Source organism: Aminobacter sp. P9b, from assembly GCF_045345995.1.
Taxonomy (GTDB): domain Bacteria; phylum Pseudomonadota; class Alphaproteobacteria; order Rhizobiales; family Rhizobiaceae; genus Aminobacter; species Aminobacter niigataensis.
The window spans coordinates 1231813-1248844 of sequence record NZ_CP150082.1 but is presented as its reverse complement, the minus strand read 5'-3'; the positions used below and the strand labels follow the sequence as shown (position 1 = coordinate 1248844).

The 17032-nt window shown below is 64.6% G+C and carries 16 protein-coding genes; 8 read left to right on the top strand and 8 right to left on the bottom strand.

All coding sequences use genetic code 11. The features are described from left to right. Positions 1–35 precede the first annotated feature (35 nt). From WHT83_RS06035 to speB, 8 genes are all read right to left on the bottom strand, one after another. On the bottom strand, positions 36–836 hold the full coding sequence (locus tag WHT83_RS06035) for an ABC transporter permease (RefSeq protein ID WP_108605750.1): 801 nt from the start codon (positions 834–836) through the stop codon (positions 36–38). Then, positions 833–1687, bottom strand: a complete 855-nt coding sequence (locus tag WHT83_RS06030; RefSeq protein WP_108605751.1) for an ABC transporter permease — start codon at positions 1685–1687, stop codon at positions 833–835. The genes WHT83_RS06035 and WHT83_RS06030 overlap by 4 nt, the downstream gene beginning before the upstream one ends. Next, a complete protein-coding gene (locus WHT83_RS06025; RefSeq protein ID WP_108605752.1) occupies positions 1684–2721 on the bottom strand; it encodes an ABC transporter ATP-binding protein in 1038 nt (345 codons plus the stop codon). Before WHT83_RS06025 ends, WHT83_RS06030 begins: the two co-directional genes overlap by 4 nt. A 196-nt stretch (positions 2722–2917) precedes the next feature. Next, on the bottom strand, positions 2918–4006 hold the full coding sequence (locus tag WHT83_RS06020; protein WP_404801240.1) for a PotD/PotF family extracellular solute-binding protein: 1089 nt from the start codon (positions 4004–4006) through the stop codon (positions 2918–2920). A 79-nt stretch (positions 4007–4085) separates the two neighbouring features. Continuing rightward, on the bottom strand, positions 4086–4733 hold the full coding sequence (locus WHT83_RS06015; protein WP_108605753.1) for an amino acid ABC transporter permease: 648 nt from the start codon (positions 4731–4733) through the stop codon (positions 4086–4088). Further along, entirely contained in the window at positions 4730–5398 is a 669-nt protein-coding gene (locus WHT83_RS06010) for an amino acid ABC transporter permease (protein WP_108605754.1), read from the bottom strand. The genes WHT83_RS06015 and WHT83_RS06010 overlap by 4 nt, the downstream gene beginning before the upstream one ends. Positions 5399–5401: 3 nt before the next feature. Continuing rightward, on the bottom strand, positions 5402–6205 hold the full coding sequence (locus WHT83_RS06005; protein ID WP_318762846.1) for a transporter substrate-binding domain-containing protein: 804 nt from the start codon (positions 6203–6205) through the stop codon (positions 5402–5404). 93 nt (positions 6206–6298) lie between these two features. Further along, positions 6299–7360 (bottom strand): agmatinase, encoded by a 1062-nt coding sequence (speB, locus tag WHT83_RS06000; protein WP_108605756.1) that lies wholly within the window; start codon positions 7358–7360, stop codon positions 6299–6301. Between the two features lie 208 nt (positions 7361–7568). Between speB and gcvA the strand changes: the two genes are divergently transcribed. From gcvA to WHT83_RS05960, 8 genes are all read left to right on the top strand, one after another. Next, on the top strand, positions 7569–8531 hold the full coding sequence (gene gcvA, locus WHT83_RS05995) for a transcriptional regulator GcvA (protein ID WP_406873265.1): 963 nt from the start codon (positions 7569–7571) through the stop codon (positions 8529–8531). A gap of 169 nt (positions 8532–8700) precedes the next feature. Further along, positions 8701–10005, top strand: coding sequence for a nicotinate phosphoribosyltransferase (pncB, locus tag WHT83_RS05990; RefSeq protein ID WP_406873264.1), 1305 nt, complete (start codon positions 8701–8703; stop codon positions 10003–10005). Positions 10006–10677: 672 nt separating this feature from the next. Continuing rightward, positions 10678–12078 carry a hypothetical protein gene (locus tag WHT83_RS05985; RefSeq protein ID WP_406873937.1) on the top strand — a complete coding sequence of 467 codons (1401 nt, stop codon included), beginning with the start codon at positions 10678–10680 and terminating at the stop codon, positions 12076–12078. Between the two features lie 165 nt (positions 12079–12243). Beyond that, positions 12244–13548, top strand: coding sequence for an ABC transporter substrate-binding protein (locus WHT83_RS05980; RefSeq protein WP_406873263.1), 1305 nt, complete (start codon positions 12244–12246; stop codon positions 13546–13548). 150 nt (positions 13549–13698) lie between these two features. Continuing rightward, positions 13699–14580 (top strand): branched-chain amino acid ABC transporter permease, encoded by an 882-nt coding sequence (locus WHT83_RS05975; protein ID WP_406873262.1) that lies wholly within the window; start codon positions 13699–13701, stop codon positions 14578–14580. Beyond that, on the top strand, positions 14577–15542 hold the full coding sequence (locus tag WHT83_RS05970) for a branched-chain amino acid ABC transporter permease (RefSeq protein WP_318762851.1): 966 nt from the start codon (positions 14577–14579) through the stop codon (positions 15540–15542). Before WHT83_RS05975 ends, WHT83_RS05970 begins: the two co-directional genes overlap by 4 nt. Further along, complete coding sequence (locus tag WHT83_RS05965) at positions 15539–16276, top strand: ABC transporter ATP-binding protein (RefSeq protein WP_318762852.1); 738 nt, start codon at positions 15539–15541, stop codon at positions 16274–16276. Before WHT83_RS05970 ends, WHT83_RS05965 begins: the two co-directional genes overlap by 4 nt. After that, entirely contained in the window at positions 16273–16980 is a 708-nt protein-coding gene (locus WHT83_RS05960; RefSeq protein WP_108605763.1) for an ABC transporter ATP-binding protein, read from the top strand. The genes WHT83_RS05965 and WHT83_RS05960 overlap by 4 nt, the downstream gene beginning before the upstream one ends. Positions 16981–17032: the final 52 nt, after the last annotated feature.

The window sequence follows — 17032 nt, the reverse complement described above, 5'->3', positions numbered from 1 at the left end:
GGAAAGGGCCGCGGAAAACCGCGGCCCTTGTTGCATCAGCTTTCCGACGACATCGCCCCGAGCAGCCGCCTGATGTCGCCGAACCTGGCGATCAGCCCGAACACGAGAGCCGCAACAGCGACAAAGAACACCGACACCGAGGCCATCGTCGGCGTATAGCCGTAGCGCAAGGCGTTGAATATCTTGATCGGCAGCGTTTCCAGCGTGAAGCCGATCGTCATGTAGGCGACGATGTACTCGTTGAGCGACAGCACGAAGGCAAAGGCGTAGCCCGAGACGAGATAGGGCCGGATCAGCGGCAACACCACCGTCTTCAGCACAGTGCGGTCGTCGGCGCCCATCGTCGCCGCCGCCTCGACCAGCGAGCGGTCGATCGAGGCGAAGCCGAGCGACAGCGTCACCAGCGGCAGCGTGACGAAGAAGATGGCGTGACTGATGACCGCCGTCCACGGCTGACCGTAGAAACCCGTGGTCGCCCAGAACGTCAGCATGCCGAGCGCGGTGATCACGGGCGGCAGGATGAACGGCGCCAGCCCGAGGATCTGGAACACGTTGGCCCAGGGTGCGATGCGCCGCCACAGGAACCAGGCCAGCGGCAGGGCAATGGCGACCGCAAGGGCTGCGGCGGTGACCGCCAGCGACAACGAGGCGATCAGCGCCTTGCGCCATTCCGGATCGGCGAAGATCTGCGCATACCAGGCAAGCGAAAAGCCCTTAGGCGGAAAGGCCAGGTCCTGCTTCTCGTTGACCGAAACGCCGGCGACGACGATCAGCGGGGCCGCGAGGAACAGGGCAACGGCCGCGAAATAGAGCCGGCGAAGGAATGTCTGTTTCACAGCGCGTTCTCCCTGCGTCCGACAAGCAGTGTCAGCCCCACCAGCGCCAGTGACATCAACACCAGGAACACCGCCATCGCCGCGGCAAACGGCATGTTGGACTGATAGATGGCCTGGTCGGTGATCAGTACCGACAGCGTCCAGTGCGACGGCCGGCCGAGGATCTGCGGCAGCAGGTACGAGCCGAGCGCGAAGACGAAGACCATGATCAGCGTGGCGACGATAGTGTTGCGCAGCGCCGGCACGACGACGTTCATGAACGCCCTGACCGGCGAGGCACCGAGCGTGCGCGCGGCCTCCAGCAACGTCGGATCGAGGCGGACGAGCGCGGGATAGAGCACCAGGATGGTGTAGGGCAGCGCCTGGTAGACCATGCCCGTCAGCACCGCCCAGAAGCTCGGCAGCAGCGCCACCGGCTCCTTCATCAGGCCGATGGCGACGAACAGGTTGGTGATGCCGGCGGTGCGCGAAAACAGCGTCGACCAGGCAAAGCCGATGATGACTTCGGACAGCGACAGTACCGACAGCAGGCAGACGAGCCAGATCGTCTGCACCTTGCGCGGCCGCTTGGTCAAAAGGAAGGTGAAGGGGAAGGCGATGACGACGCAGCAGATCGCCACCATCACCGCCAGCACCAGCGAAAAGCCGAGCACCTTGCCGAAGAACAAGCTGAGGAAGCGAGCATAATTGGTGAAGACGAAATCGGGCGTATAGAAGCCCGAGGGATCACGCTGGAAGAAGCTGACGGCGATCATCGTCGAGAACGGGATCACGAAGAAGACGATCAGCATCAGCCCGGGGAAGAACAGCGGGCTGTAATCTGCAAGCGATTTCGGCGCCTCGCGTTTCATGACTTGAGCACCACGCAGGCTTCCGCCGGCAGGATCAGGCCGACCTGCTGGCCGGCCACCACCTCGGGCCGCTCGCGCGGCGTGGCCACCGCAACGATGGTCTTGCCGCCGGCCTCGACGAAGGTCTCGATGGTGCCGCCGAGGTCGCGCACGAAAGTAACGGTGCCGGCGATCGCGTCGCCACCGACCGGGCCGAGGTGCACGTCCTCCGGGCGGATCGACACCGATGCCTTGGTCAGGCCCTCAGGCATCACAAGGTTAGGAATGGCCTGGCCGAGCACCGAGACGCGGCCGAGCCTGTCGGCGGTGGCATCGAGCAAATTGGTCATGCCGATGAAGTCGGCGACGAAGGCGTCGGCCGGCTTGCGGTAGATTTCGATCGGCGGGGCCGCCTGCAGGATCTTGCCGTGACCCATCACGACGACGAGGTCGGCCATGGTCATCGCCTCGCGCTGGTCGTGGGTGACGACGAAGGTGGTGATACCAAGCCGCTGCTGCAGTTGGCGCAACTCGACCTGCATCGCCTCGCGCAGCTTGGCGTCGAGCGCCGACAGCGGCTCATCGAGCAGGAACAGTTTGGGCGACAAAGCCAGTGCACGGGCGATCGCGACGCGCTGGCGCTGGCCACCGGAAAGCTTGGCCACCGGGCGATCGGAAAACCCGCTCAGATGGATGAGCTTGAGCAACTCGTCCGAGCGCTTCTTCTGGTCTTCGCGCGAGGCGCCGCGAATGCGCAAGGGATAGGCGATGTTGTCGCCGACCGACAGATGCGGAAACAGCGCCAGCGACTGGAACACCATGCCGAGATTGCGCTTGTGCGTCGGCACCGGGGTGATGTCGGTGCCGTCGAGCAGGATCTCGCCGCTGGACGGATCCTCGAGCCCGGCGATCATGCGCAGCAGCGTGGTCTTGCCGCAGCCAGACGGGCCGAGCAGGCAGACGAACTTGCCGTGGGGCACCGACAGGTTGGCGGTGTCGACAGCCTTGAAGCTGCCGAATGACTTGGTGATGTCCTTAAGCACGAGTCCGGACATGAGGGGGCACCTGCTCGTTTGAAGGTTCTACGAATTGCATGGCGCTGCCGTCGGCAGCGAAGGCGCTGGTACCCTGCCCCTTGTGGGGAGGGTCGGCGCGAAGCGACGGGGTGGGGGTCTGCAAGCTCAATGTTTCGCGGGTACCCCCACCCGGCCCTGCGGGCCACCCTCCCCACAAGGGGGAGGGTAATCCAGATCAGCCGACGATCAGCTCGGTCCACTTCTGGTTAATCCAGTCGGCCTTGGTGGTGTAGAGGTCGTAGCGCGGGATGATCGGCGGAATGTCCGACGAGACGGCGGCGAACTCTTCAGGCTTGAGGTCGAGAACCTCTTTCTTGAGCGTCGGCGCAGTGCCAACCTTGCGCGACATCAAGGACTGAACCGCCGGCTGGCTCATATGGTCGATGAAGATGTGCGCTTCGTCGACCTTGGTCGAGGCGCGCGAGATGACCCAGTTGCCCGAGTCCTGGATGCCGCCTTCCTTGGGGAAGGTCGAGCGCACCGGCTGGCCGTCAGCCGCGGCAAGGCCGGTGACGTCGTGGTAATACTGGCCCATCGGGATCTCGCCGGACTTCAGCGCCTGTTCGAACTGCGCTTCGTCGCGATACCACAGCCGGACATTCGGTTTGACCTCGGCCAGCTTCTCGAGCGCCTTGAGGATGCCCTCCTCGGTGTCGAGTGCCTTGGTGCCGCCCATGAAGGTGGTGGCCGTCACCTCGAGCAGGAACGAGTTGGAAGCAAGCGCCAGAAGCCCGAGCTTGTCTGCGTTTGCCGGGTCCCAAAGGGCAGCCCAGGAAGTCGGCGCCTCCTTGAACACATCCGTGTTGGTCACCAGCGTGATGTACCACGCCACAGCGCCGATGCCGGCGATGCGGCCGTCAGGATATTTGTTGATGAAGTGATCGAGCAGATTGGCGTGGTTCTTGATCTTGGCCGCATCGATCGGCGTCCACAATTCGGTGGCCTGCCCCTTCAGCGTCGCTACTTGCGACATCATCGAAATGTCGGCCGGAGCCTGTCCGGCCTTGGCGGCCTGCTCGAGCTGCACCAGCCAGGCCTCGCCGGTCGGCTCGGCGATCGACTCGACGGCGATGCCGGTCGCCTTGGTGAATTCAGGAAAGATGTGCTCGTCGAACGACTTCTTGAAGTAGCCGCCATAGACGCCGATCTTGATCGACTTCTCCTGGGCGCGCAGGATCGACGGCATGGCGAGCAGGCCGGCCGAGGCGACGCCGGCACCGAGCACGGCGCGGCGGCTCATCGGGTGGTTCAGTATCTTGGTCATTTGTCTTCTCCTCATTTATTGCCGGCTTTGCGCCGGCTGTTCCCACGGATTCTTATGATGGATAATGACTGAGTGTGGTTCAGCGTGCTGCGGCGCGGGCCTCCAGTGAACGGGCGTATTGGGTGAGCGGATAGCAAAGCACGAAGAAGATCAGCGCCACCAAGCCGTAGACGGTGAACGGCTCGAAGGTCGCGTTGTTGATGGCGTTCGAGGTCCTGAGCAGCTCCTCGAAACCGATGATCGAGGTCAGCGCGGTGGCCTTGATCAGCTGGACGAGGAAGCCGACGACGGGGGCGCGGGTGATGGCGAAGGCCTGCGGCAGGATGATCAGGCGCAGCTCCTGGACATAGTGCAGGCCGAGGCTGGCACCGGCATCCCACTGGCCGCGCGGCAAGGCATCGACGCCGCTGCGCCAGATCTCGGCGAGATAGGCGCTGGCAAAGAAGGTCAGGCCAAGCACGGCGGCCGTCCATGGCTCGATGCGGAAGCCGAGCATCGGCAGGCCGAAGAACATCAAGAACAGCTGCATCAGCAGCGGCGTGCCCTGGAACAGCGCGATATAGCCGCTGGCAAAGCGGCGCATCCATTTGGTCTTGGAGATGCGCAGGAAGAGGATGGCGATTCCGACGACGCCGCCGCCGACAAAGGCCGCGATCGACAAAAGCACCGTCCAGCGCGTGGCGAAGACCAGGTTGCGCAGGATGTCCCAGAAGGTGAACTCGATCATGTCACACCTGCCGAGAGCGTGCGGCGGCCGACGCCGACAAGCAGGCGGCGCAGCAGTATCGAAAGACCGAGATAGATCATCGCCACGACGAAATAGGTCTCGAAGGGACGGAAGGTCCGCGCCTGCAGCATATCGGCTTCGTAGGTGAGTTCACTGACTGCGATCTGCGACACGACCGAAGACTCGAGCATCATGATCACGATCTGGCTCGTCAGGGCGGGAAAGATGACCTTCAGCGCCTGCGGCAGCACGATCTTGACGAAGACCTGGCGCGGCCGCAAGCCCAAAGCAGCGGCCGCTTCGCGCTGGCCTTTCGGCACCGCATCGAGGCCGGCGCCGACGATCTCGGTGGTATAGGCCGCCATGTTGAGCGTCATCGCCAGGATGGCGGCGACGATCGGGTCGAGCCGGATGCCGAGGCTCGGCAGGCCGAAGAAGATGAAAAACAGCTGCACCAGGAACGGCGTGTTCCTGATCACCTCGACATAGACAGTGATGGCGCGCTTAAGCCATTTCGGCCCGCTGCGGCGGCCGGCGGCGGCCAGCACGGAGATCAGCGTGCCGGCAATCGTCGTCACCACGATCAAAAAGACCGTCATGGCGGCACCGCGGGCGATTGCGCCCGCAGCCCCTTCAAGCCAGCCGAAGTCGAGGCTGTAGCCCACCGATCAATCCTTGAGGTTTTCGGGGTTGAGCGGAACCTTCAGCCACGCCTCGGACGATTTCGAGAGCCGGCCGTCGGCGAGCATCGCCGCCACAGTGTCGTTGATGACCTTCTTCAGGCCTTCCTCGTTCTTGTTGAGGCCGATATGCGACGGCGAGGTCAGGAGTTGGAACTTCTGTTCCGGCTTCAGCGCCTCCTGGCGGGCCAACACCTGGGCGCCGACGTCATTGCCAACCACCATCAGCTGCGTCTGGCCCGAGATAAAAGCCTGGATGACGGCGTTGTAGTTGTCGAAGCGCTTGATGTCGGCACCAGCAGGTGCGGCCTCGGTCAGCGAGGTGTCTTCGAGCGTACCGCGGTTGACGGCGATCGACTTGTCGGCGAGGTCTTCCTTGCCTGCGACTTTGAGCTCAGCGGGGCCAATCACGGCGATGTAGTAGGGCGCATAGGCGGCGGCGAAGTCGATGACCTGCTCGCGCTCCTTGGAGTAGCCGACGCTCATCAGCAAATCGACGCGCTTGTCGGTCAGGTAGGGAATGCGGTTCTGGCCGGTCACCGGTACCGGGTTGAGCTTGACCTTGAGCGCGTCGGCGATGGCCTGCGCCACATCCATGTCATAACCCTTGAGGCTCATGTCGGCGCTGGCCGAGGAGAAGGGCGGGAAATCGGCGAAGACGCCGACATTGACCTGGCCGGCCTTGGCGATGTCTTCGAGCGCGTCGGCATTGGCGGGCTGCACGGCGAAGATGGCGGTGCCTGCGACAAGCAGGGCCGCTGCCGTCGATTGCAGAAGCGTCTTGATGTTCATGTCGTGGTTCCCTCTGGAATGTTTGTTTGTTGAACAGTCGCGTTAGCACCTGGCCGCCGCTTCCCAAACAGCGGCCAGTCGAAATTGCTGTGATCAAGCATCCTTGCCAGTGACGAAGGGGCTGAACAGCATCAGGCTCAGTATCTCGAACAGCACCTGGGCGCCGGCATGCGCGGTGTTGGTGGTTGAATCATATTGCGGCGCCACCTCGACGACGTCGCCACCGACAAGGTTGAGGCCCTTGAGGCCACGAACGATCTCCAGCACTTCACGCGTCGTCAGCCCGCCCACCTCGGGCGTGCCGGTGCCGGGGGCGAAGGCCGGGTCGAGGCTGTCGATGTCGAAGGATAGATAGGTCGGGCCGTCGCCGACGATCTTCTTGGCCTTCTCGATGACCGCCGGGATGCCCATGCCACTGATCTCCTCGGCGTGGATGACGGTCATGCCGGACTCGTAGGAGAACTCCCACAGATATTCGGCCGAGCCGCGGATGCCGATCTGGATGACGCGGGTCGGGTCGAGCACGCCGTCGAGCACGGCGTTACGGAACGGGCCGCCATGGTGGAACTTGGTCAGGTCGTAGGCGCCGCCGGTGTCGCAATGGGCGTCGATGTGGATCATGCCGACCGGGCGCTTCTTGCCGACGGCCTTGAGGATCGGATGGGTGATCGAATGGTCGCCGCCGACCGACAGCGGCACCACGCCGGCATCGACGACCTGGCCGATGCGGCGCTCGATGTCCTCATGGCTGAGCTCGAGCCGGTAGCGGCTGCGGAATGGCACGTCGCCGATGTCGGCCACGCGCAGCTCCTGCACCGGGGCGCAGTCGAGCACGTGATTGTAAGGCCCGATGCGCTCGATGGTGCGCAGCGCGCGCGGGCCGAAACGCGAACCCGGACGGTTGGTGACGCCGAGATCCATCGGCACTCCGATCATCGCGACCTGAAGGTCGCCGAAATCGGGATTGTCGTTGTCGACCTGGAGATAGGGGGCTGTCAGGAACGTCGGTACGCCCGAATAGGGCGCCAGCCGGGTTCCGGCCTTGTTGAAGATCTTGTCGGCGACGCGGCGAAACTTCGGGTCGAACAGATCGCCGCCGTGGCCTTCGCCATATTTCTGGCGCAGCTCGGCAAGCTTGTTGACGTCGAAACCCATGATTGCCTCCTCAAAAGTCGCAATGCGGGAACGATCGCCTGCGGCCGTCCGCTCCCGGCGGTCAGCCTGATATCTCGTGTTCCCCGCATGCTTTTTGGTTGTTATTGCGGTGAGTTTCCGGCAGCGCCGTTGAAATAGCAATTGATAATGTTAAGGTCTTCGGTGTGAGAATTTCTCACAGTGCGACGCCACTCCACACGGAGATTTCATGTCCCGGCGCCTGCCCCCGCTGAACCCGCTGCGCGCCTTCGAGGCGACCGCACGCCATGGCTCGCTGACCAAGGCGGCAGGCGAGCTCAACGTCACCCATGGCGCCATCAGCCACCAGATCCGAGCGTTGGAGGCAACGCTCAAGGTCAAGCTTTTGGAGCGCGCCGGCTCGCGGCTGAAGCTGACCCCGCAGGGCGCCGAGCTGCTGCCGGCGGTGACCAGTGCCTTCGAAAGCATCGCCTCGGCCACCGCGCGCATGACGCGGCCGACGAGTTCGGGCAAGCTGACGGTCAGCTGCGTGCCGGCGCTGCTGTCGCTCTGGCTGGTGCCCCGTGTCGGCGGCTTCACCTCGCAATATCCCGGCATCAGCCTGCGCCTCAACGCCTCCAACGATCCCCGCGACATCCATGCGCCGGACGTCGATGTCTGCGTGCTCTATGGCGACGGCAGCTGGACCGACTGCTGGCTGAAAAAATGGTCGACGCTGGAGCTGTTTCCCGTCGTCAGCCCGACGCTGATCAACAACCGGCCGATCCGCAGCGTCCGCGACCTTGCGGACCACGTGCTTTTGCATGCAGACGACGGCCGCGAATGGCACACCTGGCTGGCAGCCGCCGATGCGCTCGACGTCCGTCCGGTGCAGCAACACCACATGTCGGGCGCGAGCCTGACCACCGAAGCCGCGGTCCACGGCCACGGCCTGGCGCTGGGCGACAGCGTCACCGCGTCGAGCATGCTCGCCAGGGGACAGCTGGTGACGCCGTTCAACCTGTCGGTGCCGGCGGTCGATGCCTTCTACGTCGTCTGCCGCAACGAGGTGAAATCGGCGCCGATCGCCCAGGTCTTCATCGACTGGCTGTTCGCCCAACGCGAGGAGCTGCCGGCGCGCACCGAACAGGCCGTCACCGGCCAGATCAGTATCCGCAAGCGCCGCGGGCAGAAAGCAACGGCGACCGGCTAAGCATTAGGGCTGCCTCATCTTTCTTGTTCGGCCGATGCAACCATAGGGCCAAGGCTGCTTTTTTCTCGCCTGCGCCTTGATCGCCCCCGCGCTATATCCCAATGCTAACAGCGAGGATGCGGCGCGCGCCTGCCCGACTGGGCGGATGCGCCAAGGAGGATGAAGCGGCATGGCCAGGACCGACATTGCACGGCGGGTGTACAACCACACCTGGAAGCTCGATCCGATCGTCCGCTCGCTGCTCGACACGGACTTCTACAAGCTTTTGATGCTGCAGATGATCTGGGGCATGCACCCCAAGGTCGACGCCACCTTCTCGCTGATCAACCGCGCGACGTCGGTCAAGCTCGCCGAGGAGATCGACGAGGGCGAGTTGCGCGAACAGCTCGACCATGCCCGCACCCTGCGCTTCTCCAAGAAGGAGATGATCTGGCTCGGCGGTAACAATTTCTATGGGCGCAAGCAGATCTTCGAGCCTGAATTCCTCGCCTGGCTCGAGAATTTCCAGCTGCCGCCCTATCACCTCGAAAAGCGAGACGGCCAGTACGAACTGACCTTCGCCGGCCCGTGGGTGCTGACCTCGATGTGGGAAATCCCCGCACTCGCCATCATCAACGAACTGCGCTCGCGCTCGGCGATGAAGGCCTTTGGCCCCTTCGCGCTCGACGTGCTTTATGCTCGCGCCAAGGCCAAGATGTGGGACAAGACCGAGCAGCTGAAGATGCTGCCCGAGATCAAGATCTCCGACTTCGGCACCCGCCGCCGCCACTCGTTCCTGTGGCAGCGCTGGTGCGTCGAAGCACTCAAGGAGGGCATCGGCGAGGCCTTCACCGGCACCTCCAACGTGCTTCTGGCGATGGACACCGACCTCGAGGCGCTCGGCACCAACGCGCATGAGCTGCCGATGGTCTATGCGGCACTCGCCAACAGCGAGGACGAGCTCAAGCAGTCACCCTACAAGGTGCTGCGCGACTGGCAGCGCTATTATGGCGGCAATCTCCTGATCGTCCTGCCCGACGCCTTCGGCACGGCCGCCTTCCTGCGCGACGCGCCCGACTGGGTCGCCGACTGGACCGGCTTCCGCCCCGACAGCGCCCCGCCGATCGAGGGCGGCGAGCGCATCATCGAGTGGTGGCGCAAGAAAGGCCAGGACCCGCGCTCGAAGCTGCTGATCTTCTCCGACGGCCTCGACGTCGACACCATCATCGAGACCTACCGCCATTTCGAGGGCAAGGTGCGCATGTCCTTCGGCTGGGGCACCAACCTGACCAACGATTTCGAGGGCTGCGCGCCCAAGGAAACCGACCGGCTGAACGCCATCTCGCTGGTCTGCAAGGTCACCGAGGCCAACGGCCGCCCCGCGGTCAAGCTCTCCGACAACCCGGCCAAGGCCACCGGCGACAAAAAGGAAATCGCCCGCTACCTCCGCATCTTCGGCGAGAAGGATCGGGTGGAACAGTTGGTGAAGGTTTAAGCCGGGTTTGGGGGGCAGCTCGGGCTGGTCCCATCGAAGGTGGAGGGTTTTTCCACGCTTGGTCGCTTCGGGCTTTTCTGCACCGCAGCGGCAACTGCCGCGTCACGGCATGGATCCCCCGGTCTCCGCACGTCGCTTCGCTCCTGCTCCGCCCGAGGATGACGAGGCATGCTGGCTTTCGGCTAGTCGCCGAAATTTGCAATTAGCAGAGAATGCCAGGACACTGGCGGATAAGACGAGGAACAATTCCGTCGACTTACCAATCTCTGACGGTTGACGATTGGCCGCGAAGCCGGATGCCTTCGTCATCCTCGGGCGGAGCAGGAGCGAAGCGACGTGCGGAGACCCGGGGATCCATGCCGTGACGCGGCAGTTGCCGCTGCGGTCCAGAATGGAATGGCCCACCAAGCGCAAACTGTCACCATCTGTAACCATTCCGCGTGGCACCAGACAGCGGGCGAAAGCGCCGGTGCCGGGCTGGCGGGAGGTCGGATTTCCTGCTGGGTGATGAGCCCCAAGGCGGTGAAAGCCGAGGCGACTGAGCGGGGCAAGAACACCGGGCGAGGCGGAAGCGCGCGACCTGCCCTTCCCGCGACCCAAGCCATATGGCACATCGGGAGCGTGATGCGGGGAACCAACATAGCCATGACCATTCGGCGCAGCGCGGCGGCGATGCTCGCCGCATGCGCCATAACCGCATCGCAAACCCTGCCCGCCCTCGCCCATGCCTCCGACCGCGGCCATGTCCTGCTGTTGCCGACCGGCCATTACATAGCCGGCGCAGCATTGGCCGTGGCAGCATCTTTCCTGGTGTTGGCGCTGCTGCCACCGGAGCGGCTGACAGCCTTCTGGCGCCGGCGTTTGCCGCTCGGTTCGATCCCCGACCTGCGGCTGCCTGTCAGCCTCGTGTCCTTCGCCGTCTTCGCAACTCTTGTCGCCGCCGGGTTCATCGGCTCGCGCGATCCGCTGTCCAACCCGCTGCCGCTGACGATCTGGACACTGCTCTGGGTCGGGCTGACGCTGGCCCAGGGCCTGTTCGGCAATCTGTGGCATTGGCTCAACCCATGGTACGGGCCGTATCGCCTGGTCAGTCGAGCATTCGGCGCCAAGGCCGGGGGCGACAGCCCGCTGCGCCTGCCCGATTGGGTCGGCTACTGGCCGGCCTTCATCCTGTTCTTCGCCTTTGCCTGGTTCGAGCTGATCTACCCCGCCCCGGACGACCCGGCGCGCCTCGCCATCGCCGCCAGCACCTATTGGCTGTTCTCCTTCGCCGCCATGCTCGCCTTCGGCTTCGAGCGCTGGAGCCGACAGGGCGAGTTCTTGTCGGCGTTCTTTGCCATGATCGCGCGCTTCGGCATCGTCGACGGCAATCAGGACGGCTCCCGCCTGCGCCTTGCCTTGTGCTGGCCCGGTGCCAAGCTCAACGAGGCCGAGCCGCTGCCGCCCTCGGGCGCGCTTTTCCTGCTCGCGACACTGGCTTCGGTGTCCTTTGACGGCTTTTCCAAGACCTTCTTCTGGCTTGGCCTCAATGGCGTCAACCCGCTCGAACTGCCCGGCCGCTCAGCACTTGTCGCCACCAACAGCCTTGGCTTGGCGGCGATGTTTATCCTGCTTGCCGCCATCGGCTTGCTCGCCGTCCTTGTCGGCGAACGGCTGGTTCGCAGCACACAGCCCCTCCACAAATCCGCCGGCCTGTTTGTCTGGTCGATCGTTCCGATCGCGCTCGCCTATCATTTCTCGCACTACCTGACGGCGCTGCTGGTCAACGGGCAATACGCGCTGGTGGCGCTGTCGGACCCGTTCGCGCTGGGCTGGAACCTGTTCGGCACGGCGCACATGCCGGTCGAGGCCGGCATCGCCATGGGCGCGAATTCCGCCTGGCTTTTATGGAACCTCCAGGCGGCGATCATCGTCGGCGGACACGTGCTGGCGGTGCTTGTCGCCCACCTGTTCGCCTGGCGGCTGCACCCATCCGCGACCCGCGCCTCGCTGAGCCAGTTGCCGCTGACCTTGCTGATGATCGGCTACACGGTTTTCGGCCTCTGGCTGCTCTCGACAGCCACGGCCGGATAGTGCAAATGCAGCTGGTTTTGACCTTGGGGAAGCAACTATTGCCACCTCCGGGGATTGGTGATCTAGTTTGTATACATGCGATTTTTCGCCCGGTTCTTGGTTCCTGGGCGAAGGGCTTCACATCCACACGAACGTTGGTCAAAACGCACGGCAAGGGGATAGGGCATGACTGACAGCAAACGCTTCTTCGACCTCGGCAAGAGTGGCGTCACGCGCCGCACCGCACTCAAGGGTCTGGCCGCAGGCGCCGGCCTGATGGCCGCACCGGGCTTCGTGCGCTATTCGCAGGCGCAGTCGTCGGCGCCGATCAAGATCGGCTTCCAGGCCCACCGCACCGGCATCGGCGCCGCCTATGGCCGCTGGTACGAAAAGACCACCAACGCCGCGGTCAAGCTGATCAACGATGCCGGCGGCATCAACGGCCGTCCGGTCGAGATCATCGTCGAGGACGACGGCACCGATCCCAAGCGCGGCGCCGAAGTGGTCGGCAAGTTCGCCTCCCAGCACAAGACCGACATCGTCTTCGGCACGCTGTTTTCCCATGTCGTCGTCGGCTCGGCGCCGACCGCCGGCGAGCTCAAGATCCCCTATTACGTCGTCAGCGAAGGCTACCATGTCGCCTCGGGCAAGCTGAACCGCTGGGTCTTCCAGCCCGGCATCACCGACGTGCGCTCGCAGGTCACGTCGGTCGCGCCCTGGGTCGCCGCCAACCTCGGCAAGAAGGTGACGATGATCTATCCGGACTATGCCTTCGGCTACGATCACCGCGACTATTTCGCCCCCGCCATCAAGGCGCAGGGCGGCGAGGTGGTGGCGCAGATCCCGATCCCGCCGACCGAAAGCTCGTTCACCAAATACCTGCCGCAGATTCCCGCCGACACCGAGGTGCTGTACCACGTCATGGTCGGGCCGGGCGTGTTGACCTTCGTCAAGGAACTCGGCGAGTTCTACGGCTCCAACAAGCCGCAGCTGTTCGGCTTCATCGACTCGCTCGAAGCCGTCGACATCAACAGCCCGGGCCTCGAGTTCCTCGACGGCAGCCATTTCTGGGAAGGTTCGCCGCGCTACGCCCAGGCCAATGACAGCGAGGCGCAGAAGGCCTATCGCGCGGCCGTCGGCATCGACGACAACGGCGCTTCGACCAGCGACGCCAAGGACGTATCGACCGCCGCCCACATGTTCGGCTGCTGGGAAACGCTCTACGTCATCAAGAAGGCGATGGAGGATTCGGGCTACAAGGGGCCGGAGGACCGCGCCAAGCTGGTCGAGGCGACCGAGGCGCTGACCGAATTCAAGGAAGGCCCCGAGCATCCCCAGGGCGACAAGAAGTTCAACGGCAAGATCCACCAGGTCTTCGGCCACCAGAACATCTCCAAGGTCGAGGGCGGCAAGCTCAACGTCGTCCACCGGACGTCGATCGAGGACGGCATGTACGAGCCCGAAGGTGATTACACGACGCAGCCGCTGTGAGGGTGCGGCACCCCACCCCCCTTTGTGGGGAGGGCCGGCGCGAAGCGCCGGGGTGGGGGTCGCCAACCGCTTAACTGAGCCTTTGTACCCCACCCGACCGCTTCGCGGTCACCCTCCCCACAAGGGGGAGGGTAAGGACGCCGCACCTGAATGGCCTTCTTCCCGCATCTCCTGCTCGCCACGCTTGAAGGCCTGGTCACCTCGGCGGTGCTGGCACTGACGGCGCTCGGGCTGTCGCTGGTGTTCGGGGTGATGCGCATCGTCAACGTCGCCCATGGCGAGTTCTTCATGCTGGGCGCCGTTCTGGCCTGGGCGATCACCACCACACTCACCGGCCATCCCGCATTTGGCTTCGCGGTCGCTCTGGTGGTGTCACCGCTGATCGTCGGCGCCGTCGCCTGGGTGTCGGAGCGGCTGGTGCTGCGCCGCGTCGAATACAACCCGGAAGCAACCATCGTCGCCACCATCGGCCTACTCTACATCATCCAGCAGCTGGCGCTGACCTTCTACGGTCCCGAGGCGCGGCCGGTGGCGCCGCCGTTCAACTACCGCATCCAGCTGCCCTGGTTTGGCTATTCCGGCTACAAGCTTTCGATCATCGCGGCCTCGGCGCTGTTGCTGCTCGCTACCTGGTTCGTGCTGACGCGCACGCGCATCGGGCTGGTGATGCGGGCGACGCAGTATGACCGCGAGACGGCGCAGGCCTTCGGCATCCCAGTCGGACGCGTCTATGGCGCGGTGTTCGCGCTCGGCGCCATGCTCGCCGCGATCGCCGCCGTGCTGATCGTGCCGATCCAGCAGGCACATTACCTGATGGGGCTCGACCCTCTGCTGCTATCGTTCATCGTCGTCATCATCGGCGGGCTCGGCTCGCTGCGCGGCACGGTCATTGCCGCCCTTCTGATCGGCGTGTCCGACGGCATCATCTCGGTGTTCTTCTCGCCGACGCTGGCCAAGATCATCGCCACGCTCGTCGTCGCCATGGTGCTGGTGTTCCGGCCGCAAGGCCTGTTCGGAACGGCAGCGAAATGATCGGAGGCGAAGCGACGGCAAAGGTCTACGCGTTGCATGTGGCGGTGATAGCCCTGCTCGTCGCGCTGAACTTCGTACTGCCCGAATATCATCATGGCGTGCTGGCGCGGGTGCTGGTGCTCGCCGTCTTCGCCATGGGCTACAACCTGCTGTTCGGCTATGTCGGGCTGCTCAGCCTCGGCCATGCCATGTTCTTCGCCGCAGGGCTCTATGGCGCCGGCCTGCCACTCTACCATCTCGGCTGGGGCGTCGTGCCGGCCTTTGCCGGCGGGGTCAGTGCAGGCCTTGTCGTGTCGCTGGTCATCGGCCTGCTGGCGCTCCGGACGTCGGGCGTCGCGTTCATGATCGTGACGATGATGTTCGCCCAGGTGTTTTACCTCACCACGCTCTATTTCGGCGAATGGACGCGCGGCGACGAAGGGCTGGTGCTGCAGCAGCAGGCGCGGCGGATCACGCTCGGCACCGCAACGCTCGACCTGACCAACCCAACCACGCGCTACCTGCTGGCGGTGGCGCTGTTTGCTGCAGCCCTGTTCGCCACGCTCGCCATCGTACGCTCGCGCCACGGCCGCGTGCTGGTCGCCATCCGCGAAAACGAGGAGCGGACCAGGATGCTCGGCTACGACACCTTCGCCAACAAGCTTACGGCGGTGGTGATATCGGGCGTTATCTGCGCGGCAGCGGGCGCCGCCTACGCGCTGCTGTTCGGCTATGTCGGCTCGACCTTCGCTTCGGTGCAATATTCGATCCTGCCGCTGCTCTGGGCACTGCTCGGCGGTGCCGCAACGACGCTCGGGCCGCTGATCGGCACGCTGTTCATGTACTACGTCATCGACATCACCAGCGGCTACACCTCGGCCTACATGCTGGTGGTCGGCGCGGTGCTGATCCTTTTGGTGCTCTATTTCCGCAAGGGCGTGCTCGGCACACTCCGCGAACGCTGGCTCAGGTGGCTGCCATGACGCCGCTTCTGACGACGAAAGGACTGTCGCGTCACTTCGGCGGCTTGCGCGCCGTCGACAATGTCGATTTCTCGATCGAGCCAGGCGAGATCCGGGCGGTGATCGGTCCCAATGGCGCCGGCAAGACGACCTTTGTCAACCTCGTCTGCGGGCGCTATGCGCCGAGTGCGGGAACCATCGTGTTCGACGGCGAGGACATCACCGACATGCCGGCGCATCTCAGGGTGCGGCGCGGCATCGCCTACACGTTCCAGATCACCAGCGTGTTCGCCAATCTCAGCGCCTACGAGAACGTGGCCCTGCCGGTGCAGCGGACATTGACCGACGGCAGATCGCGCGGCGCGGTGCGACAGGGTGCGATGGAGGCGCTGGAACGCGTCGGGCTTACCAGCCGGGCGCATGAGCAAGCCGGCGCGCTGGCCTACGGCCACCAGCGCTTGCTGGAAGTTGCGATGGGACTGGCGCTCAAGCCGCGCCTGCTCATCCTCGACGAGCCGACGCAGGGCCTTTCGGACGGCGAGATCGATAGCTTCATCGCCCTGGTGCGCGAGATCGCCAGGGACGCCACAGTGCTGCTGATCGAGCACAACATGCAGGTCGTGATGGAGCTGGCCCGGCGCATCACTGTGTTCAATGCCGGCAAGATACTGGCCGAGGGCAGCCCGGCCGAAATCCGCGCCAACACGGCCGTGCAGGAAGCCTATCTCGGCACCGCGCAGGAGGCCAGCGCATGAGCGCGGCGCTGACGATCGGCGGCCTCGATTGCTTCTACGGCGAAGTGCAGGTGCTACATGGGCTCGACCTGGAACTGCGCAAGGGCGAAGTGCTGTGCCTGCTCGGTCGCAACGGTGCCGGCAAGACGACGACGCTGAAGGCGATCATGGGTCTGGTGCCGGCCCGCGCCGGCTCCATCAAACTGGGCGCGCGCGAACTTACGGAACTGCCGGCGCATGAGGTGCCGAAGGCGGGCGTCGCCTACGTGCCGCAAGGCCGCCGCCTGTTTGCCGAACTGACCGTCGCCGAGAACATCGAGATCGGCCTGATGACGCGCAAAAAGGGCAAGGCGGTGCGGGAAAGCGTGCTCGACCTGTTTCCGCTGTTGCGCGACCGGCTGAAGCAGCGCTCCGGCACACTGTCGGGCGGCGAACAGCAGATGCTGGCGATGGCGCGTGCGCTGTGCCTCGAACCCGAGGTGCTGCTGCTCGACGAACCGACCGAGGGGCTGATGCCGTCGATGATCGCCAGGATCCGCGAGACGGTGGCCGGCTTACGCGAGCGCGGGGTTTCGACCATCCTGGTGGAACAGCGGGTGGATGCGGTTTTGTCCGTAGCCGACCGTGTCGCCTTCATCGAGAACGGCCGCAACCGCGAGACGGTGGACGTCGCACGGCTGCGCGACGATCCGGCGCTGGTCAGGCGCTATGTCGGCGTGGGGTAGAGCCCCCCTCGCCCTGCCTCCGCTTCGCTCGGCAGACCTCTCCCCGCTGGGG

Excerpts from the sequence above, each read along its gene's own strand:
- WHT83_RS06030 (WP_108605751.1), bottom strand. The coding sequence starts at position 1,687 with ATGAAACGCGAGGCGCCGAAATCGCTTGCAGATTACAGCCCGCTGTTC.
- WHT83_RS06025 (WP_108605752.1), bottom strand. The coding sequence starts at position 2,721 with ATGTCCGGACTCGTGCTTAAGGACATCACCAAGTCATTCGGCAGCTTC.
- WHT83_RS06020 (WP_404801240.1), bottom strand. The coding sequence starts at position 4,006 with ATGACCAAGATACTGAACCACCCGATGAGCCGCCGCGCCGTGCTCGGT.
- WHT83_RS06015 (WP_108605753.1), bottom strand. The coding sequence starts at position 4,733 with ATGATCGAGTTCACCTTCTGGGACATCCTGCGCAACCTGGTCTTCGCC.
- WHT83_RS06005 (WP_318762846.1), bottom strand. The coding sequence starts at position 6,205 with ATGAACATCAAGACGCTTCTGCAATCGACGGCAGCGGCCCTGCTTGTC.
- speB (WP_108605756.1), bottom strand. The coding sequence starts at position 7,360 with ATGGGTTTCGACGTCAACAAGCTTGCCGAGCTGCGCCAGAAATATGGC.
- gcvA (WP_406873265.1), top strand. The coding sequence starts at position 7,569 with ATGTCCCGGCGCCTGCCCCCGCTGAACCCGCTGCGCGCCTTCGAGGCG.
- pncB (WP_406873264.1), top strand. The coding sequence starts at position 8,701 with ATGGCCAGGACCGACATTGCACGGCGGGTGTACAACCACACCTGGAAG.
- WHT83_RS05985 (WP_406873937.1), top strand. The coding sequence starts at position 10,678 with ATGCTCGCCGCATGCGCCATAACCGCATCGCAAACCCTGCCCGCCCTC.
- WHT83_RS05980 (WP_406873263.1), top strand. The coding sequence starts at position 12,244 with ATGACTGACAGCAAACGCTTCTTCGACCTCGGCAAGAGTGGCGTCACG.
- WHT83_RS05975 (WP_406873262.1), top strand. The coding sequence starts at position 13,699 with ATGGCCTTCTTCCCGCATCTCCTGCTCGCCACGCTTGAAGGCCTGGTC.
- WHT83_RS05970 (WP_318762851.1), top strand. The coding sequence starts at position 14,577 with ATGATCGGAGGCGAAGCGACGGCAAAGGTCTACGCGTTGCATGTGGCG.
- WHT83_RS05965 (WP_318762852.1), top strand. The coding sequence starts at position 15,539 with ATGACGCCGCTTCTGACGACGAAAGGACTGTCGCGTCACTTCGGCGGC.
- WHT83_RS05960 (WP_108605763.1), top strand. The coding sequence starts at position 16,273 with ATGAGCGCGGCGCTGACGATCGGCGGCCTCGATTGCTTCTACGGCGAA.